This window comes from Arthrobacter sp. QXT-31 (assembly GCF_001969265.1).
Lineage (GTDB): Bacteria > Actinomycetota > Actinomycetes > Actinomycetales > Micrococcaceae > Arthrobacter.
Map to the genome: position 1 here is coordinate 2,852,263 of NZ_CP019304.1, position 21,747 is coordinate 2,874,009.

Below are 21,747 nucleotides of genomic sequence, written 5' to 3' on the forward strand. Positions count from 1 at the left end.
TGCTTAGTCCTGCAGCGCCAGGATGGCGGTGGGGGCGTCGGCGGCGCTGGTGGCCAGCTCCTCGAACTCGTTCACGGCGTTGATCTCCAGACCCATGGAGATGTTGGTGACCTTTTCCAGGATCACTTCCACCACCACGGGAACCTGGAACTCGCCCATCAGTGCCTTGGCCTTGTCGAAAGCGGCCGGCATGTCCTCGGGGCTGGTCACACGGATGGCCTTGCAGCCCAGACCCTCGGCGACCTTGAGGTGGTCCACGCCGTAGCCCTCGGTCTCGGGGGAGTTGATGTTGTCGAAGCCCAGGGACACGTGGTAATCCATGCTGAACCCGCGCTGGGACTGGCGGATCAGGCCCAGGTAGGAGTTGTTCACCACCACGTGGATGTACGGCAGGTTGAACTGCGCGCCCACGGCCAGTTCCTCGATCATGAACTGGAAGTCGTAGTCACCGGACAGCGCCACCACGTTCTCGCCCGGCTTGCCGCGCACCACGCCGAGGGCGGCCGGGGCGGTCCAGCCCAGCGGGCCTGCCTGGCCGGCGTTGATCCACTTGCGGGCGCCGAACACGTGCAGCATCTGCGCGCCGGCGATCTGGGACAGGCCGATGGTGGACACGTAGGTGGTGTCCTTGCCGAACGCCTTGTTCATCTCCTCGTACACGCGCTGGGGCTTCATCGGCACGTTGTCGAAGTGGGTCTTGCGGTGCAGGGTGGCCTTGCGCTCGGCGCACTCGGCAACCCAGGCGGAGTAGTCCGGCAGGGCCTTGGCGGCCTGGCGCTCGCGGGCGATCTCCAGCAGGCCGTCCAGGGCGGCGCCGGCGTCGGAAGCGATGCCGAAGTCCGGGGAGAACACGCGGCCGATCTGGGTGGGCTCGATGTCGATGTGCACGAACTTGCGGCCGGCGGTGTAGGTGTCCAGGCCGCCGGTGTGGCGGTTGGCCCAGCGGTTGCCGATGCCGATCACGAAGTCGCTGCGCAGGAAGTTCTCGTTGCCGTAGCGGTGGCTGGTCTGCAGGCCCACCATGCCGGCCATCAGCCCGTGGTCGTCCGGGATGGCACCCCAGCCCATCAGGGTGGGGATCACGGGAACGTTCAGCAGCTCGGCCAGTTCCACCAGCTGGGCGGAAGCGCCGGCGTTGATGATGCCGCCGCCGGCCACGATCAGCGGGCGCTCGCCTGCCGTCAGCATGTCCAGGGCCTTCTCCAGCTGCTTGCGGGAGGCCTTGGGCTTCTCCACGGGCAGCGGCTCATAGGTGTCGATGTCGAATTCAATCTCGGCCATCTGCACGTCGATCGGCAGGTCCAGCAGCACCGGACCGGGACGGCCGGAACGCATCAGCTGGAAGGCCTTCTGGAATGCGCCGGGGACCTGGCCGGGCTCCAGGATGGTCATGGCCATTTTGGTGACGGGCTTGGCGATGGACTCGATGTCCACGGCCTGGAAGTCTTCCTTGTGCAGCTTGGCAACCGGGGCCTGTCCGGTGATGCAGAGCATGGGGATGGAGTCTGCCCATGCTGCGTACAGGCCGGTGATCATGTCGGTGCCGGCCGGGCCGGAGGTGCCGATGCAGATGCCGATGTTGCCGTCCGCTGCGCGGGAGTAGCCGTCGGCCATGTGGCTGGCGCCTTCAACGTGGCGGGCCAGGGTGTGGCGGATGCCGCCGTGGGCTTTCATGGCGGAGTAGAACGGGTTGATCGCCGCGCCCGGCAGGCCGAACGCCTCGGTGGCGCCCTCCTTTTCCAGGATGGCGATGGCAGCGTCTACGGTGCGCATCTTGGTCATGGTGTGCTCCTAAAAAGTCTGGGTGGCTGAGCTGGTCAACCTGTTTTTGGGTGTGCTGAAGGAAGCCCCGGCGTTTGCTGGGCACTTAGTGGGGGTGCCGCCGTCGTAATTCCCGACGGCGGCAGGTGAGTTTTTGTACAGATAATGGCCTCTGGCAGGCCTTTAGGGCCGATTATCTGTACAAAAACTCCTTACTTGCGGCCGCTGAGCTGGAGGACCTGCTTGAAGAGTCCGGAGTGGTCCAGTCCGCCGTCGCCCTGGTTGACGGTGGCGGCGACGAGCTGGGCGACGACGGCGCCGAGCGGGATGGAGACGTTGGCTTCGCGGGCGGCGGAGGTGACGATGCCCAGGTCCTTGTGGTGGAGGGCGAGGCGGAAGCCGGGGTCGAAGTTGCGGTCGAGCATCTTCTGGCCCTTCTGGTCCAGGACCTTGGAGCCGGCCAGGCCGCCGCCGAGGACCTTGAGGGCGGCGTCGGTGTCCACGCCGTAGGCCTCGAGGAAGGCGATGGCTTCGCCGAGGACCTCGATGTTGACCGCGACGATCAGCTGGTTGGCTGCCTTGACGGTCTGGCCGGAGCCGGAGGGGCCGACGTGGACGATGGTTTTGCCGACGGCGTTCAGGACGTCCGAGGCGGCGTCGAAGTCTGCCTTGTCGCCGCCGACCATGATGGAGAGGACGGCGTCGATGGCGCCCTGTTCGCCGCCGGAGACCGGGGCGTCGAGGGGGCGGATGCCGGCGTCGCGGGCGTCGTCGGACAGGCGCTTGGCGACGTCTGGGCGGATGCTGGACGCGTCGATCCAGAGGGTGCCCTGCTTGGCGTTGGCGAAGACGCCGTCGGGGCCGCTGACGACGCCTTCGACGTCGGGGGAGTCCGGGACCATGGTGATGACGACGTCGGCGTCCTTGACGGCGTCAGCGATGCTGGAGGCGCCCTTGCCGCCTTCGGAGACGAGCTTGTCGATCTTGTCCTGGCTGCGGTTGAAACCGGTGACGGTGTGGCCGGCCTTGACGAGGTTGATGGCCATGGGCAGGCCCATGATTCCGAGTCCGATGACTGCAACGTTGCTCATGATGGTTCTCTTTCTGAAGTCTTTGTCTGGTTCTGCTGGTCAGGAGGCGGCGTGTTCGCGGATCGCCCAGCTGAAGGCGGTTTCCTGCGGTTCCTTGTATTCGAGGCCGATGTAGCCCTCGTAGCCGAGTTCGCGGCTGCGGGCGATCCACTCGCCGAGGGGAAGCTCGCCGGTTCCGGGAGCCCCGCGGCCGGGGTTGTCGGCAATCTGGATGTGGCCGAAGTCCTTGGCGTGGTTTTCGATGACCGTGGCGACGTCGTCCCCGTTGACGGCCAGGTGGTAGAAGTCCGCGAGGAGCTTGATGTTCCGGGCGCCGGATTCGGCCTTGACCCGGGCGATCACGTCGAGTGCGTCCTGGGCCTTCAGGAGCGGGTACCGCGGGGCTCCGCTGACGGGTTCGAGGAGGACGGTGCCGCCGATCCGGGCCACGCCTTCCGCGGCCGCGGCGAGGTTCCTGGCTGCGAGCTCGTCCTGCTCTTCCGGGCTGAACTCTTCCTGGCGGTTGCCGTAGAGGGCGTTGAAGGCCTTGCAGCCGAGGCGCTCACCGATGCCGGCGACGACGTCGATGTTGTCCTTGAACTCAGAGCAGCGGCCCTTCCAGGACACCAGGCCGCGGTCGCCGCCGGGCATGTTGCCGGCATTGAAGTTCAGGCCGGAAAGCTGCACGCCGGCGTCGGTGATGGCGCGCTCGAAAGCCGTGATCTCGGCGTCGGAAGGGACTGAGCTCTCAAAAGGCCACCAGAACTCGACGGCGTCAAAACCGGCCGCCTTCGCGGCTGCGGGGCGCTCGAGCAAGGGCAGCTCCGTCAGGAGGATGGAGCAGTTCACTGTGTACGTCATCGTAGGTCCTTCCGGGGAGGGGCGTTGATCTATCTTCCCTGCTTCTCGGCTTTTCGACCGTTTCCGCTTTGTGGAATTTAGATTCTGCTTTATGAAAAGTGTAGGGAAGGGGTGGCGGGAGAGTCAAGGGGAGCGGCCGGGGCGACCGTACTGGAAGCACAGGAGGGCCGGCACCAGCGGTGCCGGCCCTCCTGATCTGGGGCGGAATTTGGTGCTGCGGCTACGGCTGTGCAGCCTCGGCGAGGACGTCGTCGATGCGGGAAAGCACCCCGGGCCAGCCGTTGCCCATGCCCTGGAAAGCCTGCTGCCCCATCGGGGTGTCCAGCTTGAAGCCGGAGTGTTCGAAGTGCAGGACCGTGCCGTCCTCAACCGTTTCGAGGGTCCATGTCACGGTGGTGTCCAGGGCGCCCTCGGCGAACAGGAAGCTGATGGAGGCGCCGGGATCGACGCTGAGGACCTCGCACTGCTGGGTTCCCCAGCCGCCCATGTCCAGCGTGAAGCGGTGCCCGACAGTGGGGGCGATGTCGCCGGCCGCCCACCACCGCGCGAGCAGGTCCGGCGTGGTGAGCGCCTTCCAGACTGCCTCCGGCGGGTGTGGGAAGTGCCGTGTAAGGCGGATCGTGTTGTCGGTCATGTCAGGTTCTCCTCGTTCAGTAGGTTGCCATCCAGCACGTTGCCCGGCGCGTCGAGGCGCGGTTCCGAGCATATCTGCACCACTTTGGCCGCAGCACTGGCGATTCGGGTGCGGGGAAGCCCAAAAACCCCTGTTTCACTGGGCTCCGGGCTCGTAAAATAAAGGTGGGGCCGACGGCAAGAGCCTCGGAGAGCGATCCTTACGAGCCCGGGGTGCCTTCCCAACCGCCGCCGGCCCTTACGAATGCCGCCAGGTTCCGATCCGGTCACGCTCCGGCATCAGCTCTTCCCGCAAGATCACGGCCATGTGACCATTGGGCATGAGCGACGAACTTATGGCGGCGGCACCCTCCGGCGGTGGCGCTCCCCGCAACCGAACAGCCGGACTGATCCACTCCGAAGGCTCCGAGGCCACACGGAAGATGCGCGAGCAGGCCAAGCGGCGCCGGGAAGCAGAAGCGAAGCTGCAGCTGCACCTGATGGAAACCCGCAACAAGGCAGCAGGAACGCCGGACCCCGCACTCTGACAGACACCCCGAAAACCAGGCCGGCCCAAACGCCGGCGGTCCAAAAGTACGCGAACAGCAATCACGGCGGCACCTTGAACGGTGCCGCCGTGATTGCGCTTCAGTTGTCAGCCGAGCGGGCCTCTAGTGCTGGCCGCTGGTGCCGCCAAGGGGCGGGATGGTTCCGGGGCCGCGGTCTGCCCTCTCGGCCCGGTCCGCGGCGCTCTGTGTGTCGCTGGCTGCCGTCTCGTCCGAGTCGCCTTCGTCGTCAATCAGCCCGTTGGTCTGGTCGAACGGATGCGCGATGGTCTCGTCCGTCAGCGCCGAGCCCGTGCCGGTCGTGTCGGCAACAGTGGTTTCGGTGTATTCCGGCACCACCGGGGTGACAGTCTCGTCCACGACATAAACCGTGTCCGCATCCTTGTCCTTGCTGCCCGCGGCAGCGGCCACTGCCGCACCTGCTGCAGCCGCCACTCCGGCGGCCGCGGCCGCCTTGCCGGAGATGCCTGCCTTGCCGCTGTCGCCGAGCGACCCGGCAGCATGCTCGACGCCCGGCGTGCCTACCGATCCGCCTTCGTTGACCGAGCCGCGCCAGGCGCCGCTGGCGTAGCCTTCGTCCTCGATGAATTCCTTGAACCTCTTGAGGTCGGCCTCGGCCTGGTGCTCCACCACATGCAGTTTGTCACCGATCTTCTCCACGAGCCCTTCGGGTTCGTAGTCGATGAAGAGCTTGATGGAGGTCTGGCCGCCGCCCACGTCTTCAAATTCCACCGATCCGGCGTTGGTGGCCCCCTCGGTGGCTGCCCAGGCAACCTTCTGGTCAGGCTTCTGCTCCAGGATCCGCGCCTCCCACTTGCGCTTCACACCCGCGATCTCGGCCACCCACTCGAGGCGGTCGTCGCTGAGCTGGGTCACTTTCTTGACGCCGCCCATGAAGTGCGGAAAGTCCTCGAACTGGGTCCACTGGTTGTATGCCGTGCTGACCGGCACGTTCACCAGAATGCGCTTCTCAACCCTCGTGCTCATAGTGTCTCCTTCGTCGAAGTGAACAGATGATGGTCCGGTAATCCGAAGTCATCAGCATGCTTACTATATCGTCGACGGCGGAGTGTGGCCAGTGCGGGCAGTGGCCGATTGTGATGCTTGGGGGGAAGCGTGAAGCCTCCGCGCGAATCATCGGACTCAAGCGCGGAGGCTTCCAGCGCTCCATTTTTTGGGGGGAAAGAGGAGAGCTGGCACTAATGTACAGGCGGCGGGAGTTCAGTAAAGGCGTATTCGGCCGTTTCGGCAATTCTTGACTAAACCTTGAGTTGCCGGCGGAAATCGACCGCATCAACCAGCCTGGCGACCACCTCGGCCGGGGGACCGTCGGCGTCGATCTTCACCATCCCCGCGTACTCGGGCAGTGCCCGGTAGGCGTTCCGCAGGGCGGTCAGTTCGGCCACGGATTCCTCGTCCGTGCCGCGCGCCACGATCCGCTGGTGTGCGGCTTCGGGGCTCACGTCCAGGTAGAGGACGAGGTCCGGGGCGGGCAGCCTCCGGAGGAGCCAGGGGAGAAGCCAGCCGCGGCGTAGGCCCCGTGCTTCGCGCAGCGCCAGCTGGCAGTGGAGGTGCCGGTCCATGACAACCAGGCCCTGGAACCGGGACGCCCGCACAGTGGACACCAGCACGTTGAACACCCGCATGGTGGTTTCCAGGGCGTCGGCCAGGCGGGCTGGCAGCCGGATGCCGAGCCTGGCGCTGAGCAGGGACATTCGCCGTCGGCCTGCATAGTTGTTCAGCAGGAGTGCGCTGCTGCCCTTCTCACGGGCTGCGGCAGCCAGCGAGCGGGCCGCCGTCGTTTTGCCCGAGCCGTCGATTCCTGTCAGGACAATGAGCATGTGGCCTCCTTCCGTCCCCTGTCCAACGTCCGGGGGGCGGCCAACGTTGCGGCTTTGAGGCGCACGTCACGTTATCATGCCCGGATTGCCGCGGGCCAAGGCCGCCGCACTTCAAAACGGACGACGGCGGTGCCAGCGGATCTTGCAGTGATCCTTCCGGAAAGTTGCGCCTTTCTTGAGCCTGTCGGAGGACAGTATTCCGCAGGGGCCGTGCAGAAGCGCCGCGGCCCCGTAAAACGACCCGCTACGAACATCACGGATTCACCCAGGAAAGCCATGGACTGGGACGGGCAAGGCGCAATGGGGCACCGGCCCGTCCCCGGCACTAATTCCTGACGCGGGGCTCAGCCTTGACGGGCCTTCATCCTCGGATTCTTCTTGTTGATGACAAACGTCTTTCCGCGGCGGCGCACCACCTGGGCTCCCGGAATCTTCTTCAGTGCGCGCAGCGAATTCCGTACCTTCATGTGGCTTTCTCCTTCATGTGGTGATGGTTGGGCGTGTAGTGATACTGCGGGTCAGTTCCGCTGGGTGAGACCAAACGGATCGTCCAGGGCCTCGAATCCGGCATCCATTTCTGACTCGGTGAGCTCGCAGGATGCGAGCAGCTCGGCGATCCGGTCCCCGTCCAGGCTGTCGCCGGTGGCGGCGAGTACCGTCCCGCGGCCGCCCGGACCGGTGTGCGGGTCCTGCAGTGCGCCAGGGTGTGCGGCCTCTTGCGCCAGGTGCGGTTCGGCCCTGCTGGTTGGCCATGGCCCGGTATTCTCCAGCCAGATGCGCGGGCCGATGCCGTGGATGGCGATCCGGCAGCCGGGGGCTGTTGCTATCCAAAGGTGGCCGCGGAGCCAGCAGCATCCGGCGGCCAGCGTGGCCAGGGCGTGCCGGAACCTCTCCGGGTGGAGCGGGCGGCGGATCCGGTGGGTGACCGTGGTGAACGGTCCGCCGGACGTGCGTGCTGTCCGCACGGTTCCGGGAACTGTTCTGCCGACGGCGGCGGCGTAGTCGTGCCGGCCCGGCCGAATCCGCGCCGCGTCCTCGGCGAGGTCGGCGTGCGGTGCCAGTTCACGGAGGAGTTGCAGGCCGCGGGCCCGCCCATCGGGATCTACGGGGAGAAGGTCCGGTTCTGCGGCAAGGATGGTGTCGCAGAACGATAGCTCTCCCATGACGAATTCGCCGGACGTCCGCTCGTCATCGGGCACGGGTGTGAAACCTGATTCGAACAATGTGTGGCGGTCCCAGATGTGGTCCTCCACGCAATCCGGCGCGCAGGCGTGGACGGCGGAGCTCACCCGGCAGTCCCGGCCAAGCTCCTGCCTGAGCGCGGCGATAGTGGTGGACGCCGGCACGCCCGAAGGTAGCCCAACAATGACGTGTTCCTCCCCGCGCGCCATCAGCTGCCTGACGGTGGGCACCACGTCCAGGCGCACGGTGCAGCTCAGGCAGCCGTGTTCCAGAACTGTTTCGTGCCGCTGGACCGGCCCGTCGTGGCTGAAGACCCGGCGCACAACAGTGCCGTTTTCCAGGAGGTCATGGACCACGACGGCGGCCGAGGGGTGTGCCGCGGCCAGCGCTTCGCACGCCTGCTGCCGGCAGAGGGAGTCGAGGGAGCTGAGGACGGTCAGGATCATGTACCCAGCATAATGAGAACCATTCTCATTTACAAGCTAGGTGCCGCAGTGCGGCGGCACCGGCTTGCATTAGGACGGCGGGCATCCGCCGCCAACCGGATCAGAGGAAGACGCTGCCCCTGACCACCGTGCGGCTGGTTCCGCCCACCCAGATGCTGTCGCCTTCGCTGGTGATGGTCAGCCGGCCGCCGCGGCCCAGGGCAGTGCCCTGGCTGACGGTGTAGTTGCCCTCCGCCGCACCCGAGCCGATCAGCCACTGGGCGAGGCCCGCGTTCAGGCTGCCGGTGACCGGGTCTTCGGGGATGGCCAGTCCGGGAAGGAAACCGCGCACCTCGAAGTCGGCCGGTCCGCCGTCCCCGTAGGCACCGATGACGCCGACATTCAGCTGTCCCATCGCGGTGAAGTCCGGCTTCAGGTCGAGCACAGCCCGGGCCGAGGCCAGCCGGATACCGAGCCAGCCCGGTCCGTTGTCCACCCAGTTGCTGTCGAGGACCTCTTCCGGAGTGATGCGCAGACTCGTGATGGCCTGCTCCAGGACCTCAGGCTCCAGAGGCCCGGAGTGACGCAGCGGCGGGGCCTCGAAGAACTGCTCGTTCGCGGTCTGGCTGATTTTGACCAGCCCCACCTCGCATTCCTGCACGAGTTCGCCGGGGCGGTGCGGCTGGCCGCCGTTCTCCAGCCACGCGTGTGCGGAGCCGAGCGTGGGGTGCCCGGCGAAGGGAAGCTCGGACGCCGGCGTGAAGATCCGCAGCCGGTAGTCCGCCTCCGGCCGGGTGGGCCTGAGCAGGAAGGTGGTTTCGGGGAGGTTGGTCCAGTTGGCGAAGCTTTGCATCTGCTCAGCGGACAGGTCATCGGCATTATGGACGACGGCCACCGGGTTGCCGGGCTGCGGCCCCGGGGCGAAAACGTCAACCTGCGAAAAGGGGTATTCGCTCACGCTGGTCATTATGCCTCCGCCGGTTCCCGCGGCCTGGCGAGCCCGTCCACTACCTCGACGCCGGGGAGCTTGAGGAGCTCGGCCGGGTCGAGGACGATCTTGCTGGACCTGTTGCCCCCGCCCATGACCACCCGGGGCACCTCCGTCACGGCCCGGTCCACGTACACGGGCAGCCCCTCGATGCCGGGCACGGTCACGCCGCCCACCAGCATGCTGGTCAGCGCGGTGGTGGTTTCGGCGTCGGCAAACGAGGCGCGCTTGACGTCGAGCAGGGCCCGGACCGCACGGTTTACGTCGAGGCGGGTAGTGCCCAGGACCACGCACACCGCATACCGCGGCGGCTCCACCTTCTTGGAGGCGACCAGGATGGTGTTGGCCGCCTGCTCCAGGCTGAAGCCGTAGTGGGCACAGAACTCCGCGGTGTCCGCCAGCTCCGGCAGGCATTCGAGGACCTCGTGGGCCACGCCGTGGGCGGCCAGGGCATCGGCCACGGCGGGCAGCAGGAGCGTATCACTCACAGCAGTTCTCCTTTCAGTGCGGTGTCTTTGAAGCCGCGTCTTTGAGCGTGCTGTCGCTAAGGGCGGCGTCCGCGCCGGACACCGCCGGCACAGGATAGGCGGTAACGCCGCGGTGCAGCAGGAAGAACCGGTTGGACACGGGCAGCCACATGAGCGTGGCGCCGGCCAGTGTCAGGAGCAGGCCGGCAAGGATCAGGACGGTGAGGTCGACAGGTGCGCCGAGCGCCGAGAGGGCCGCAGCGGCCGTAAGGAGGATGCGGGCCCACCGCTCGCCGTGCAGCAGATGCTGGGCCGCCAGGACCTGCAGAGCAGTCAGCGGGACGGCGAACGCCACGAGATAGGGCACGGCCCAGTCGGGGATCGACTGGCCGAAGTCGATTCCCGAGACCTCCAGGATGACAGGCATCATGCCCGCCACCACGGCGCTGGCCACCCAGCAGGCTGCCGAGAGCCGGACAGCCGCCGGTGTGTTTCCGGGCTCGCCAAAGCCCAACTGCTGATCGCCCAATGAAGTCCCCATTCTTCAATTTGCGGTGCTTGTTCCCCGCACACACTGCGCGGTGTTTATTTGCCGTGCCCGGATTTCCGGCGACGGCTCCAGCCTACAGGCTGTCCTTCAGCGGCCGGACGTACACTGGCCTTCCCATCTCTTCGAGGACCTGCTGCGAGTGCCTGAATGCTCTGGAAGCTTCTTGTCCGGTACCTGCAGCCGCAACGGCGGCTGCTGATCGCCGTCGTCGTTTTCCAGCTGGCGCAGTCCATTGCCTCCCTCTACCTCCCCACCCTCAACGCGGACATCATCGACCTGGGTGTGGCCAAAGGAGACACGGGCTACATCCTGCGCGTCGGCAGCCTCATGCTGGTCATCACCCTGCTGCAGATCGCGTGCGCGGTGACGGCGGTGTACTTCGGGGCCAAAGCGGCGATGGGCATGGGCCGGGACCTGCGCGGGGCGATCTTCACCCGGGTGGGCGGGTTCTCCGAGCAGGAGGTCACCCAGTTCGGCCCCGCCAGCCTGATTACCCGGTCCACGAACGACGTCCAGCAGGTGCAGCAGCTGGTGCTGATGTCCGCCACACTGATGGTGGCCGCACCCATGCTCAGCATCGGCGGCGTGGTGATGGCGGTCCGGCAGGATGCCCAGCTGTCGTGGCTGATCGCGGTGAGCGTGCCGGTGCTGCTGGCCGGCGTCGCGGTGATCATCAGCCGGATGGTGCCCCTGTTCCGCCTGATGCAGCTGCGGATCGACGCCGTCAACAGGGTGCTCCGCGAGCAGCTGGCCGGCATCCGGGTGGTGCGGGCGTTTGTGCGCGAGGACCTGGAAACGGAGCGGTTCGCCGGTGCCAACGCCGACGTGACGGATACGGCGCTGCGGGCCGGGCGGCTGATGGCGCTCGCGTTTCCCGTGGTGATGCTGGTGCTCAACGTGTCCAGCGTGGCGGTGATCTGGTTCGGGTCGTTCCGGATCGAGGACGGCTCCATGCAGGTGGGGACACTGGTGGCGTTCCTCAGCTACCTGCTGCAGATCCTGATGTCCGTCATGATGGCCACCTTCATGGCCGTGATGATCCCGCGCGCGGCCGTCTCCGCGGACCGGATCGGTGAGGTGCTGGAGACGGAGTCCTCCGTGCGGCCGCCCGAGCACCCGGTGCGTTTTGCCGGCGATGCGTCCGGCGGCACCGCCCGCGGTGAGCTGGAAATGCGCGGCGTCGGATTCGCCTACCCGGGTGCCGAGCGGCCGGTCCTCAGCGGCGTCAGCTTCACCGCCGCCGCGGGCAGGACGACGGCGGTCATCGGCAGCACGGGCTCGGGGAAAACCACCCTGGTGAACCTCATGCCGCGGCTCTTCGACGCCACGTCAGGATCCGTGCTGATGGGCGGCGTGGACGTGCGGGAACTGCACCCTGACCTGCTGTGGGGGCACATCGGCCTGGTCCCGCAGCGGCCGTACCTGTTCTCCGGGACGGTGCGGAGCAACCTGCTCTACGGCAAACCGGACGCCACCGAGGAGGAGCTGTGGCACGCCCTGTCCACAGCCCAGGCGGAGGACTTCGTGCGCAGGATGGAGGGCGGGCTGGACGCGCCCGTCTCGCAGGGCGGCACCAACGTCTCCGGCGGGCAGCGGCAGCGGCTGGCGATCGCCAGGGCACTGGTGAAACGGCCGGAGCTGTACATCTTTGACGACTCGTTTTCCTCACTGGACACCGCCACGGATGCCCGGCTGCGGCAGGCGCTGCGGCGGGACACCGCCGGGGCCACGCTGGTGATCATCGCCCAGCGCGTCTCCAGCATTGCGGACGCGGACCAGATCCTGGTGCTCGACGGCGGCAGGATTGTCGGGCGCGGAACGCACAGTGAGCTTTTGGAGACGTCGGAGACGTACCGCGAGATCGTGTCCTCGCAGCTGGCGGCGGAGGAGACGGCATGAGCACAGCCCGCGGAACCCCGCCCGGCCCCGGAGCTGGAGCCCCCGGAACCGGAGCTGCCCCGGGAACCCGGCAGGCCGCCGTCGTACGCATTCCCCGGCCCGCCGGAGGGCCCGGGCGCGGCGGGCCGTTCGCGGGGATGAATGTCCCGGCGGAGAAGGCGCTGAACTTCGGGCCGTCGGCCCGGCGGCTGCTGGGGGAGCTGCGCCCCGAACGGGCGTGGCTGGCGCTGGTACTGGCGCTCGCCGTCGTCAGCGTGGCGTTCTCGGTGACCGGGCCGCGGCTGCTGGGCGAGGGCACCAACCTGATCTTCGCCGGCGCCGTCAGCAAAAACCTGCCGCCCGGGGCGAGCAAGGAGCAGGTGATCGCCGGACTGAGGGCGTCCGGGCAGGATGAGCAGGCGGACATGCTGGGCGCGATGACGCTGACGCCGGGCACGGGGATCGACTTCGCCGCGCTGGCGAGCGTGCTGCTGTTGGCGCTGGCGCTGTATGTGCTGGCCTCGGCGTTCGGCTGGATCCAGGCGTACGTGCTTAACAGTGTGGTGCAGCGGACCGTGTACCGGCTGCGGGAGCGGATCGAGGCGAAGATCCACCGGCTGCCGCTGCGGTACTTCGACTCCATCCAGCGCGGCGAGCTGCTCAGCCGGGTGACGAACGACGTGGACAACATCTCGCAGAGCCTGCAGCAGTCGATCAGCCAGGCAGTCACGTCGCTGCTCACGGTGCTGGGCGTGCTGCTGATGATGTTCCTGCTCTCGCCGGTGCTGGCGCTGATTGCCCTGGTGACGGTGCCGCTGACGCTGGTGACGACGGGCCTGATCGCCAAGCGCTCGCAGAAGCTGTTCGTGGCGCAGTGGAAGCACACGGGGGAGCTGAACGGGCAGATCGAGGAGACGTACACGGGGCACGCACTGGTCAAGGTGTTCGGCCGGCAGCGGGAGGTGGAGGAGCGGTTCCGGCAGAAGAATGCGGAGCTGTTCGAGGCGAGCTTCGGCGCACAATTCATTTCCGGACTGATCATGCCGGCGCTGACGTTCATCGGGAACCTGGTGTACGTGGCGATCGCGGTGGTGGGCGGGCTGCAGGTGGCCTCCGGGGCGATGCAGTTGGGCGACGTACAGGCGTTCATCCAGTACTCACGGCAGTTCACCCAGCCGCTGGCGCAGCTTGGGTCGATGGCCAACCTGCTGCAGTCCGGGGTGGCCTCGGCGGAGCGGGTGTTCGAGCTGCTGGACGAGGAGGAGCAGTCTCCCGAATCTTCAGGTGCTGCCCCTTCCGGCGGCGGCGGGCGGCTGGTGTTCGAGAATGTTTCCTTCTCCTATTCGCCCGACAAGCCGCTGATCACGGACCTGAGCCTGGTGGCGGAGCCCGGGCAGACGGTGGCGATCGTCGGCCCCACCGGGGCCGGCAAGACCACCCTGGTGAACCTGATGATGCGGTTCTACGAACTGGATGCCGGGCGGATCACGCTCGACGGCGTGGACGTCACCGCTGTTCCGCGGCGCGAGCTGCGCTCGCGGATGGGAATGGTCCTGCAGGACACCTGGCTGTTCGGCGGGACCATCCGGGACAACATCGCCTACGGCCGGCCGTCGGCGTCGGAGGCCGAGATCGTGGAGGCAGCGCAGGCGACGTACGTTGACCGGTTCGTGCGCGCCCTGCCGGAGGGGTACAGCACGGTGCTCGAGGATGAGGGATCCAACGTCTCGGCCGGCGAGAAGCAGCTGCTGACCATCGCCCGGGCTTTCCTTTCCCGGCCCTCGGTGCTGATCCTGGACGAGGCCACTTCTTCCGTGGACACCCGGACCGAGCTGCTGGTGCAGAAGGCCATGAGCGCGCTGCGGTCGGACCGGACTTCGTTTGTCATTGCCCACCGCCTCTCCACGATCCGCGACGCCGACCTGATCCTGGTGATGGAGGCGGGGCGGATCGTGGAGCAGGGCACGCACGCGTCGCTGCTGGCTGCGGGCGGGGCATACGCACGCCTGTACGAGGCGCAGTTCGCGGCCCCGGCGGCGGAGGTTTAAGGACTGAGGCTCAGGAGGGCGCACCCACGAGGTGGCCGGCCGTGAGGGGCAAGCGCTGCCCGTTGATCCGTTCCGCCTCCAGGCCGAAGATCCGCTGTACGGCGTCGGCAAGGACACTGACATCGGTGAAGTCCGGAAACTTCCGTTCCGGCTGGGCTGCGCGCATCCGGTCATCGACCAGGGCCTTGACAACGAAGACCAGGGCGGCTGAGCGGCTTTCGTTTCCTCCCTGCAGATGCCGGAAGCCGTCGGCCACGGCAAGGGTCCATGCCTCGGCGGCGGACTTGACGGCGGCATAGGCGGCGCCGTCCGCTGTCGGCGATGAAGCGGACTGTGCGGAAACGATGGCCAGACGGCCCACCGGGGAGGCAGCCAGATCCTGGTAGAAGGCGCGGCTGGTGTTCCTCAGGGTGGTGAGGACGCTGGTGTGCAGGAAGTCCCAGTCCTCATCCGTCTGGCCTGCAATGCCCGTGCCGCCCCGCCACCCTCCGACAAGATGAATGAGCCCGTCCACCGGCCCCAGATCGTTACGGACAGATGCCGCCAGGTCCTCAACGGCTTGCAGGTCCGCAAGGTTGCAGACATAGCCCGTGACATTGTCGTAGGATCCCGAGAGCTCCTGCACGCGGTCCTCAAGAATGTCCACGGCGGCCACGCGCGCCCCGGCTTCGGAGAGGGTGCGGACTACTGCGGCGCCGGCTGCGCTTGTCGAACCGGCGACGACGACCGTACGCCCTGAGAGTTCCTGGCTCATGCGCCCGCCCCGCCCTCGGTCTTCACGGGGCTTTTACCGGTGATCCCGGCAGTTGATTCAATGACCGGGGACATCTTCTTCTCCAGTGCCTCATAGAACATCGACAGGGGGAATTCGTCGTCAAGGATCTGGTCCGTCAGTCCCCGGGGAGGGCCGTCGAGCGGAAGAGCCTCCGGTCCCTTGGCCCACACGGAGGCCGGGTGCGGGGTGAGGGTTTCCGAGACGAGCTCATAGGCGGCCAGCCAGTGTGCGGTCTTCGGGCGGTCGATTGAACGCCAGTAGAGTTCCTCGATGCGAAGGCCCAGCTCGACGACCACGCCGGCGACGTCCTTCCAGTCGATGCTCAGCTTTCCATCGGTCCAGTGCAGGACCCGGTGCTGGTGCATCCAGGCGAACAGCAGTTGGCCGCCCACGGCGTCGTAGTTACGGACCCGGTTCCCGGTAATCGCGAAGCGGAAAATGCGGTCGAAGATCACGGCGTACTGGACCAGCTTGGCGTGCTTGCGGGCGTCCTCGGAAGCCGTTTCGTCCCGCTCGATGAGGACTGATTCGCGGAAGGCGGTTAGGTCACAGCGGAGCTCCTCCAGGGAGTACAGGAAATACGGCATCCGCTGCTTGATCATGAACGGGTCAAAGGGCAGGTCGCCACGCATGTGGGTCCGGTCATGGATCAGATCCCACATCACGAAGGTCTTCTCCGTGAGGTGCTGGTCTTCAATCAATTCCGCGGCGTCGGCCGGCAGGTCCAGGGACGTGATGTCGGCAGCAGCTTTCAGGACGCGGCGGAACCGGGCAGCTTCACGGTCCGCGAAAATGCCTCCCCATGTGAAGGAGGGGGTGCTCCGGACCGCGACGCTCTCGGGGAAGAGAACGGCGGAGTTCGTGTCATAGCCGGGTGTGAAATCGACGAAGCTGATGGGGACGAACAGCTTGTTGGAGTAGTTCGCCGCCTCCAGTTCAGCGACGAAGGAAGGCCAGATGACCTCGATGAGGACGGCCTCGAAGTAGCGGTTGGTGCTGCCGTTCTGGGTGTACATGGGGAACACGACCAGGTGCGGCAGCCCGTCGATGCGCCACTGCTCGGGGTGGAAGGCTGCCAATGAGTCGAGGAAATCCGGTACAGCGAAGCCCCCGGCCGCCCACCGCTGGAAGTCCTGCACCAGCAGTTCAAGGTAGTCCCTGTCGTGGGGGAGGTGGCGGCACAGGTCACTGACCGCGTCAGTGATGATGCCGACGTTCCGGCGGGCCTGGTCATGGTCAGCGGCTTCAGGAACGGAACCGTCCTGCACTTGAACCTGCTGCAGTTCCATGACGGCTGCCTTCAACGCCTGCCACGCCGGCAGCGGTTTCAGGTCTTCTGCCCGGCTCGTCGTCACTTCGGGGCTTGCAATGGACATCTTCGTTCCTTCCGTTGAGGGGTCCGGATGAACGTAGCAATGGATAAGCACGATTGATGTGCAATTTCGACAAGAGTAAGAAACTCTTGCGCTCACGCGGCTGCTTTTCGGGCCTATCCGTAAGACTTCGATCATTCGCCGGGCAACATTCGCTTCGCCGGAGGGCCCGTTCCGCTCATGTGTTAGCTTGATCACCGTCCTTCCCGGCCGGGCCCGCCGGAAAGCTCCATCCACCGCAGCTACCTTCCCGGAGGCATCTCAATGAGCACGACTTCCACAGGCATCAAAGACGATGCAGTGGCACAACCCGGATACGCCCCAGCCACAGGGGCGGCCCGCGCGTCCGACGAAACCGCCAACGATCTCAAGCGCGGACTCAGCAGCCGCCACCTGCAGATGATCGCCATCGGCGGTGCGATCGGCACCGGGCTGTTCGTGGCCTCGGGCGGCACCATTTCCCAAGCGGGCCCCGGTGGGGCGCTGGTCGCCTACGCGCTGGTCGGGCTGATGGTGTTCCTGCTGATGCAGTCACTGGGCGAAATGTCGGCCAAAATTCCGGTCGCCGGTTCCTTCCAGTCCTTTGCCACCCGTTTTGTCTCCCCGTCCTTTGGCTTCGCGATCGGCTGGAACTATTGGTTCAACTGGGCCATCACGGTGGCCGCCGAGCTGGTGGCGGCCGGAATCATCATGGACTTCTGGTTCCCGGGCGTCCCCGGCTGGGTGTGGGCCGGCATCTTCCTGCTGGTGCTGGCTGGACTCAACGCCCTCTCGGCGAAGTCCTTCGGTGAGTCGGAATTCTGGCTGTCCCTCATCAAGGTCACCGCCGTCGTGCTCTTCCTGATCGCTGGTGTGCTGATGATCTTCGGCATCCTCGGGGGCAACTCCCCGGGCCTCAGCAACTGGGAAAACCGGGATGATGTGTTCCACGGGGGCTGGGTCTCGATCATCTCGGTCTTCATGATTGCCGGGTTCTCCTTCCAGGGCACCGAGCTGGTAGGCGTGGCCGCAGGCGAAGCCAAGAACCCGCGCCGCGAAGTGCCGAAGGCTATCCGCACTGTCTTCTGGCGCATCATGCTGTTCTACATCGGTGCCATCTTTATCATCGGCTGCCTGATCCCGTTCACCGATCCGAGCCTGCTGGCTTCCGGCGAGGCCGACATTGCAGCATCGCCGTTTACCCTCGTCTTCTCGCGCGCCGGGATCGCCTTCGCAGCGGCCCTGATGAACGCAGTGATCCTGACCGCCATCCTGTCCGCAGGTAACTCCGGACTGTATGCCTCCACCCGGATGCTTTACGCCATGGCCCATGACGGCATGGCCCCGAAGGTCTTCGGGCGGACCAATGCGCGCGGCGTGCCGATCCCGGCATTGCTGGCCACCTCGGCCGTGGGACTCTTCGGATTCCTCTCCGCAATCGTCGGTCAGGGCGCGGCCTACTCCTGGCTGCTGAACATGTCAGGCCTGTGCGGTTTCATCGTCTGGGCGGGGATCGCGGTTTCCCACCACCGTTTCAGGCGCGGCTTCCTGGCCCAGGGGAACAAGGTCAGCGACCTGCCATACAAGGCATCCCTGTTCCCCATTGGCCCACTGCTGGCCTTCGCCCTGCTCGTGCTGGTGATCGCGGGACAGAACTACGAAGCCGTGCTTGCGGGGAGGGCGATGGAGGTGCTTTCCTCCTACATCGGGCTGCCTGTCTTCATCGGCCTGTGGCTAGCTCACCGCTACATCACCAAGTCCAAGGTAGTGCCGCTGCTCGAGATGGATCTCTCGGCACCTAAGGACCTCGAGGACGAACCTGCCCGCGTCACCCGGTGACCGGGAATTCACCCGGCTTTCCTGTTGCCCTGTGGTCTATGCAACTGTTTCTGACCACAGGGCGGCAAGGCTTTCAAAATTTCGTACTACACGCGGGAGGATCTGCCCCGGATGAAATGGAAGACCAGGACGACCATGGCTATTACCAGCAGCAGGTGAATTAGCCCGCCGCCTATGTTGCCGAGCAGGCCGAGAAGCCAGAGAACTGCGATGATGATGGCTATCCAAAGCAACATGGGAGTCTCCTTCGCCTTTGCGGCTGGAAATGCCAATTCCAGCTGTGGTGCCTATCACAATAGGCCCGGATCGGGTTGCCGGAAATAGCCGTATCCCATCTAATTGCCGGAGAATTTGGGACTAGTAGAAAACGCTCACGACGTCGACCGGGTGTCGAACGCGGCAGCGGATTCCCGCAGCAGGCGCGCGACCGTGTCCACCGGGCTGCTGGCAGACCGCCGCCGGTCAAAGCGCCGCAGCACAATGCGCCGCGTGCCCAGGCCGGGGACGTCCAGAACGTCCACCCCGTCCTGGACGACGCCGCTCAACGCCAGGGTAGGCACGATGGCGACGCCCTCACCTGCAGCGACCAGCGCCAGGGCGGTCAGTGTGTCCTGGTACTGGTGCACGGTTTCCAGCTGGGCGCCCGTTGACTCACGGAGCCGGCCGAGCACCGACGCGTTGGCGGCCGAGGACTCGACGCCCAACCACGGAAGGGGCAGGCGGCCGAGGTCGATGTTCTCGGTGCTGAGCAGTGCGCCGGCTGGTACCACCAGTTTCCAGGGCTCATCCAGCAGGGGCTCCTCGGTCATTCCGGCGGACATCGAACGCTGGCCGGACGTCGTCGAATCGAGCTCGACCACCACGGCGTCGAGCGCGCGCTGCCGGAGCAGCCGCATCAGGGCCGGGAAGTCGTCCTCAATCATCCGGATCTGCAACTGCGGATACTGGCTGCGCCACTCGGGCAGGCGCGGGATCACCACCGTGCGGACAAAGCTGGTGAATCCGCCCACCCGCACCACGCCGGAGATCTTGGCGCCGCCTTCTATCCGGGCTCGCGCCACACTGAGGGCGCGCTCGATCTCTTCGCCGGCCTCTGCGACGGCCAGGCCGGCGGGCGTGAGAACCGAGCCTTTGGGCGTGCGCACGACCAAAGCGTGCCCCGTCTCTTCCTCTAATTTGTTCAGTTGCTGGGACACGGCCGACGGCGTAATCCCCAGTTCGTCTGCCGCGGCGAGGACCCCGCCCGTGCGGGCAACAGCCAGGAGGACTCGCAGCCTTCGCGGATCGATATCCATGTTAAGAAGTTCTAAACCATATCTTCAGCGGAATGCAATTGATCTAAAGATCCTTCTTCCTCATAATTGCTGTTGTAACTACAGGACAGTGGGAAAATTAAGGCCGGGCGGACCAACTGGAAGGTCCACATCCCGGGGCCAAGCCAACGCTGGTACAGCGTCCCTTATCCCTTCGGCAATGGAGCCTCTTCTGAACCACACACATATATAGCCCGCCCCTCCACTCCGATCAGCGAATGGCAGCCGGGCACAACCCTGAAAGGACGTCATGGAACTGCTGTTTGAAATTTCTGGTTGGGCAGGGGCGGTTGCGATCCTCAGTGCGTACCTGGCTGTGTCCATGGGGTGGCTGAAGGCTGGCAAGGGCTTCCAGATCGCGAATCTCCTCGGTTCCTGTGCCTTTATTGTCAATGGCGCGTTCCACGGAGCGTGGCCGTCCGTGGTCACGAACATCGCCTGGTTCCTCATTTCTGCGGTGGCGCTGGTCCGCATGCGCGCCGCGCAGGACGCTCCGGCACCGGCCGCCGAAGCCCCGCAGGTGCAGTTTCCGGGCGTCCCCGAAACCGGCCAGTTGGCCATCATTGAGGCGCCGCAGGTGCAGTTTCCCGGTGTCCCCGAAACCGGCCAGCTGGCCATTGTTGACGGCCCGCAAGCACGCTGTGCCTAAAGCGGACGACGGCGGGACGTCCCGCCGTCGTCCGTCTCACGGCATTTCTGCTGTTACACCGCTTCATTAGGGGCGGCGGCTGCCTGCACATACGAGGCCGAGACCCGGCGGTAGACCGGGGTCAGGAAGGCTGCCAGGGCGGCCGCGATCATAATCACACCGGCCACCAGGAACACCAGGGCAATGCCGCGGGAGGTACCCTCGCCCAGGAGCGGGGCCAGCTGCGCTCCGCCCTCGGCGGACCGCGCGTAAGGGATGATCCAGAACTGCGCGATGGGGGCAATCAGGAACGCGGTGACCGGTGCCGCCGCGGACTCGAAAGCCATGGCGAATCCGAACACCCGGCCCTGGCGGGGCAGGGGAACCACCTGCTGGATGACCGTCTGCTCGGCGGCCTCCACGAACGGTATCAGGACCAGGTACAGCCAGATGCCCGCCACGTACAGCCAGGCCCACTCCCGCAGCGTGAACACGGCACCGAGCAGCCCCATCACGGCCACGGCGATGAGCATGGTGCGCAGCGGGTTGGCGCCGAGCCCGAACTTGCCGATCAGCGCGCCGCCGATGATGAATCCGGTGGAGCCGAGAGCGAAGACGGCGCCCCACATCTCCACGGAGAACATCTCCAGCCCGTACGGATCCATCAGCGCCATGTAGACGCCGCCGATGAAGTTGTTGAATGTGGAAAACAGGATGAGCGCGAACAGCCCGGCGATGGCAAGCACCGCGGCGAGTGAACCGCGCAGATCGAATCCGCCCTGCGCATCAGTGGCGGCAGCGCGCACTTCCTCGGGCATTCGCAGGGTCAGCAGATGCGCGAAGGCCAAAGCGGTAAGCGCCAGGGCGACGACGATCGTCCACCCCATGCCGAGCAGCCCGACGGACAGCCCGGAGAGCAGGGAGGTGACGATGAACATCAGTCCCTGCACCATGCCCACCATCCCGTTGGCATTGGCACGCCGGTCGGGCTCGATGAGGATGGTTACCGTGGTGGACAGTGCGATGTTGCGCATGTTCTCCACCACCGCACCGACCAGGATGATCAGCGTAAAGAGCCAGAACCACGGCTGCGTCAGGTCCAGCAGCATGGCGGCGGGTGTCAGCAGGAACATGACGCCGGACAGCAGGAACATCACCAGGGTGAAGGCGGCGGCGAAGCGCATCACCGCCAGTTTGCGGTAGCGGTCCACGAAGGTGCCGAAGCTGATGCTGGACAGGGCGATCAGCAGCATGTACGCGCCACCGACCACCCCGGTGGCGATCACGTTCCGCGTCTCCAGGTACACCCAGAACGTCAGGGCGAACCACAGATAGCTGGTGGTGACGTTGGCCAGCGCGGTGTTCACCACGATTCCGGCGAAGGTGCGGGACCGCTGCGCTGGAGTGCGCAGGGATGTGTCGACGGCGTCGGGATCGGTCAGATGCGGAGCCTCGGCCTCCTCGACCGGGGCCGGATCCTGCTCGGTCATGCGTCCCAGTGTACTGACAACCCACGCGCCGGTCACGGCCCGTGGGCGTGCTTAAACTGAGCGCGAACGTACAGTTGTGGCCCCAAAACGCCGTGAAAATG

21 protein-coding genes are annotated in these 21,747 nt (G+C 66.1%); 5 read left to right on the forward strand and 16 right to left on the reverse strand.

All coding sequences use genetic code 11. The features are described from left to right. Positions 1–3: 3 nt before the first annotated feature. The 4 genes from gcl to BWQ92_RS12825 all read right to left on the reverse strand — a co-directional run bounded on the left by gcl (position 4) and on the right by BWQ92_RS12825 (position 4,326). A complete protein-coding gene (gcl, locus tag BWQ92_RS12810) occupies positions 4–1,782 on the reverse strand; it encodes a glyoxylate carboligase (protein WP_076800008.1) in 1,779 nt (592 codons plus the stop codon). A 191-nt stretch (positions 1,783–1,973) separates the two neighbouring features. Beyond that, a complete protein-coding gene (locus BWQ92_RS12815) occupies positions 1,974–2,852 on the reverse strand; it encodes a 2-hydroxy-3-oxopropionate reductase (protein WP_076800009.1) in 879 nt (292 codons plus the stop codon). A gap of 39 nt (positions 2,853–2,891) precedes the next feature. Beyond that, a complete protein-coding gene (locus BWQ92_RS12820; RefSeq protein WP_076800011.1) occupies positions 2,892–3,692 on the reverse strand; it encodes a hydroxypyruvate isomerase family protein in 801 nt (266 codons plus the stop codon). A 220-nt stretch (positions 3,693–3,912) separates the two neighbouring features. After that, on the reverse strand, positions 3,913–4,326 hold the full coding sequence (locus BWQ92_RS12825) for an SRPBCC family protein (protein ID WP_076800012.1): 414 nt from the start codon (positions 4,324–4,326) through the stop codon (positions 3,913–3,915). A 319-nt stretch (positions 4,327–4,645) separates the two neighbouring features. Between BWQ92_RS12825 and BWQ92_RS12830 the strand changes: the two genes are divergently transcribed. After that, positions 4,646–4,852, forward strand: coding sequence for a hypothetical protein (locus BWQ92_RS12830; RefSeq protein ID WP_076800014.1), 207 nt, complete (start codon positions 4,646–4,648; stop codon positions 4,850–4,852). A gap of 123 nt (positions 4,853–4,975) precedes the next feature. Here BWQ92_RS12830 and BWQ92_RS12835 read toward each other — a convergent pair whose 3' ends face one another. From BWQ92_RS12835 to BWQ92_RS12865, 7 genes are all read right to left on the reverse strand, one after another. Continuing rightward, positions 4,976–5,857 carry an SRPBCC family protein gene (locus BWQ92_RS12835; protein ID WP_076800015.1) on the reverse strand — a complete coding sequence of 294 codons (882 nt, stop codon included), beginning with the start codon at positions 5,855–5,857 and terminating at the stop codon, positions 4,976–4,978. Between the two features lie 272 nt (positions 5,858–6,129). Then, positions 6,130–6,711 (reverse strand): AAA family ATPase, encoded by a 582-nt coding sequence (locus BWQ92_RS12840; RefSeq protein ID WP_076800017.1) that lies wholly within the window; start codon positions 6,709–6,711, stop codon positions 6,130–6,132. Positions 6,712–7,055: 344 nt separating this feature from the next. After that, entirely contained in the window at positions 7,056–7,178 is a 123-nt protein-coding gene (gene ykgO / locus BWQ92_RS12845; RefSeq protein WP_076800018.1) for a type B 50S ribosomal protein L36, read from the reverse strand. A 51-nt stretch (positions 7,179–7,229) separates the two neighbouring features. Further along, positions 7,230–8,339 (reverse strand): GTP-binding protein, encoded by a 1,110-nt coding sequence (locus BWQ92_RS12850; protein ID WP_076800020.1) that lies wholly within the window; start codon positions 8,337–8,339, stop codon positions 7,230–7,232. Positions 8,340–8,439: 100 nt separating this feature from the next. Beyond that, positions 8,440–9,285: a PhzF family phenazine biosynthesis protein gene (locus BWQ92_RS12855; RefSeq protein WP_076800022.1), complete on the reverse strand. Its 846-nt coding sequence runs from the start codon at positions 9,283–9,285 to the stop codon at positions 8,440–8,442. Next, positions 9,285–9,794: a YbaK/EbsC family protein gene (locus BWQ92_RS12860; RefSeq protein WP_076800024.1), complete on the reverse strand. Its 510-nt coding sequence runs from the start codon at positions 9,792–9,794 to the stop codon at positions 9,285–9,287. Before BWQ92_RS12860 ends, BWQ92_RS12855 begins: the two co-directional genes overlap by 1 nt. Before the next feature lie 13 nt (positions 9,795–9,807). Then, entirely contained in the window at positions 9,808–10,314 is a 507-nt protein-coding gene (locus BWQ92_RS12865; RefSeq protein ID WP_216639946.1) for a hypothetical protein, read from the reverse strand. Between the two features lie 156 nt (positions 10,315–10,470). On the opposite strand from BWQ92_RS12865, the gene BWQ92_RS12870 reads away from it, so the two are divergent. Both BWQ92_RS12870 and BWQ92_RS12875 read left to right on the forward strand, forming a co-directional pair. Further along, complete coding sequence (locus tag BWQ92_RS12870) at positions 10,471–12,222, forward strand: ABC transporter ATP-binding protein (protein ID WP_076800027.1); 1,752 nt, start codon at positions 10,471–10,473, stop codon at positions 12,220–12,222. Further along, entirely contained in the window at positions 12,219–14,249 is a 2,031-nt protein-coding gene (locus BWQ92_RS12875; RefSeq protein WP_076800029.1) for an ABC transporter ATP-binding protein, read from the forward strand. The genes BWQ92_RS12870 and BWQ92_RS12875 overlap by 4 nt, the downstream gene beginning before the upstream one ends. Positions 14,250–14,259: 10 nt before the next feature. On the opposite strand, the gene BWQ92_RS12880 is transcribed toward BWQ92_RS12875, so the two are convergent. Both BWQ92_RS12880 and BWQ92_RS12885 read right to left on the reverse strand, forming a co-directional pair. Beyond that, on the reverse strand, positions 14,260–15,003 hold the full coding sequence (locus BWQ92_RS12880) for an SDR family NAD(P)-dependent oxidoreductase (RefSeq protein ID WP_076800031.1): 744 nt from the start codon (positions 15,001–15,003) through the stop codon (positions 14,260–14,262). After that, a complete protein-coding gene (locus BWQ92_RS12885; RefSeq protein WP_076800033.1) occupies positions 15,000–16,400 on the reverse strand; it encodes a DUF6421 family protein in 1,401 nt (466 codons plus the stop codon). The genes BWQ92_RS12880 and BWQ92_RS12885 overlap by 4 nt, the downstream gene beginning before the upstream one ends. 261 nt (positions 16,401–16,661) lie before the next feature. Between BWQ92_RS12885 and BWQ92_RS12890 the strand changes: the two genes are divergently transcribed. Beyond that, positions 16,662–18,215: an amino acid permease gene (locus tag BWQ92_RS12890; RefSeq protein ID WP_236782948.1), complete on the forward strand. Its 1,554-nt coding sequence runs from the start codon at positions 16,662–16,664 to the stop codon at positions 18,213–18,215. Between the two features lie 86 nt (positions 18,216–18,301). On the opposite strand, the gene BWQ92_RS23570 is transcribed toward BWQ92_RS12890, so the two are convergent. Next, positions 18,302–18,451 carry a lmo0937 family membrane protein gene (locus BWQ92_RS23570; RefSeq protein WP_157365150.1) on the reverse strand — a complete coding sequence of 50 codons (150 nt, stop codon included), beginning with the start codon at positions 18,449–18,451 and terminating at the stop codon, positions 18,302–18,304. A gap of 135 nt (positions 18,452–18,586) precedes the next feature. Next, positions 18,587–19,510, reverse strand: coding sequence for a LysR family transcriptional regulator (locus tag BWQ92_RS12895; RefSeq protein ID WP_076800035.1), 924 nt, complete (start codon positions 19,508–19,510; stop codon positions 18,587–18,589). Between the two features lie 268 nt (positions 19,511–19,778). Between BWQ92_RS12895 and BWQ92_RS12900 the strand changes: the two genes are divergently transcribed. Next, a complete protein-coding gene (locus tag BWQ92_RS12900) occupies positions 19,779–20,177 on the forward strand; it encodes a CBU_0592 family membrane protein (RefSeq protein ID WP_076800037.1) in 399 nt (132 codons plus the stop codon). Positions 20,178–20,230: 53 nt separating this feature from the next. Here the strand turns inward: BWQ92_RS12900 and BWQ92_RS12905 are convergent, their stop codons facing one another. Continuing rightward, positions 20,231–21,646, reverse strand: coding sequence for an MFS transporter (locus BWQ92_RS12905; RefSeq protein ID WP_076800039.1), 1,416 nt, complete (start codon positions 21,644–21,646; stop codon positions 20,231–20,233). Positions 21,647–21,747 lie beyond the last annotated feature (101 nt).

Bases quoted from the DNA above. Each gene is read 5' to 3' on its own strand.
- BWQ92_RS12830 (WP_076800014.1), top strand. From the start codon at position 4,646: ATGAGCGACGAACTTATGGCGGCGGCACCCTCCGGCGGTGGCGCTCCC.
- BWQ92_RS23570 (WP_157365150.1), bottom strand. From the start codon at position 18,451: ATGTTGCTTTGGATAGCCATCATCATCGCAGTTCTCTGGCTTCTCGGC.
- BWQ92_RS12855 (WP_076800022.1), bottom strand. From the start codon at position 9,285: ATGACCAGCGTGAGCGAATACCCCTTTTCGCAGGTTGACGTTTTCGCC.
- BWQ92_RS12905 (WP_076800039.1), bottom strand. From the start codon at position 21,646: ATGACCGAGCAGGATCCGGCCCCGGTCGAGGAGGCCGAGGCTCCGCAT.
- BWQ92_RS12850 (WP_076800020.1), bottom strand. From the start codon at position 8,339: ATGATCCTGACCGTCCTCAGCTCCCTCGACTCCCTCTGCCGGCAGCAG.
- BWQ92_RS12820 (WP_076800011.1), bottom strand. From the start codon at position 3,692: ATGACGTACACAGTGAACTGCTCCATCCTCCTGACGGAGCTGCCCTTG.
- BWQ92_RS12815 (WP_076800009.1), bottom strand. From the start codon at position 2,852: ATGAGCAACGTTGCAGTCATCGGACTCGGAATCATGGGCCTGCCCATG.
- BWQ92_RS12865 (WP_216639946.1), bottom strand. From the start codon at position 10,314: ATGGGGACTTCATTGGGCGATCAGCAGTTGGGCTTTGGCGAGCCCGGA.
- ykgO (WP_076800018.1), bottom strand. From the start codon at position 7,178: ATGAAGGTACGGAATTCGCTGCGCGCACTGAAGAAGATTCCGGGAGCC.
- BWQ92_RS12825 (WP_076800012.1), bottom strand. From the start codon at position 4,326: ATGACCGACAACACGATCCGCCTTACACGGCACTTCCCACACCCGCCG.
- BWQ92_RS12875 (WP_076800029.1), top strand. From the start codon at position 12,219: ATGAGCACAGCCCGCGGAACCCCGCCCGGCCCCGGAGCTGGAGCCCCC.
- BWQ92_RS12885 (WP_076800033.1), bottom strand. From the start codon at position 16,400: ATGTCCATTGCAAGCCCCGAAGTGACGACGAGCCGGGCAGAAGACCTG.
- BWQ92_RS12890 (WP_236782948.1), top strand. From the start codon at position 16,662: ATGAGCACGACTTCCACAGGCATCAAAGACGATGCAGTGGCACAACCC.
- BWQ92_RS12880 (WP_076800031.1), bottom strand. From the start codon at position 15,003: ATGAGCCAGGAACTCTCAGGGCGTACGGTCGTCGTCGCCGGTTCGACA.
- BWQ92_RS12895 (WP_076800035.1), bottom strand. From the start codon at position 19,510: ATGGATATCGATCCGCGAAGGCTGCGAGTCCTCCTGGCTGTTGCCCGC.
- gcl (WP_076800008.1), bottom strand. From the start codon at position 1,782: ATGACCAAGATGCGCACCGTAGACGCTGCCATCGCCATCCTGGAAAAG.
- BWQ92_RS12840 (WP_076800017.1), bottom strand. From the start codon at position 6,711: ATGCTCATTGTCCTGACAGGAATCGACGGCTCGGGCAAAACGACGGCG.
- BWQ92_RS12870 (WP_076800027.1), top strand. From the start codon at position 10,471: ATGCTCTGGAAGCTTCTTGTCCGGTACCTGCAGCCGCAACGGCGGCTG.
- BWQ92_RS12900 (WP_076800037.1), top strand. From the start codon at position 19,779: ATGGAACTGCTGTTTGAAATTTCTGGTTGGGCAGGGGCGGTTGCGATC.
- BWQ92_RS12835 (WP_076800015.1), bottom strand. From the start codon at position 5,857: ATGAGCACGAGGGTTGAGAAGCGCATTCTGGTGAACGTGCCGGTCAGC.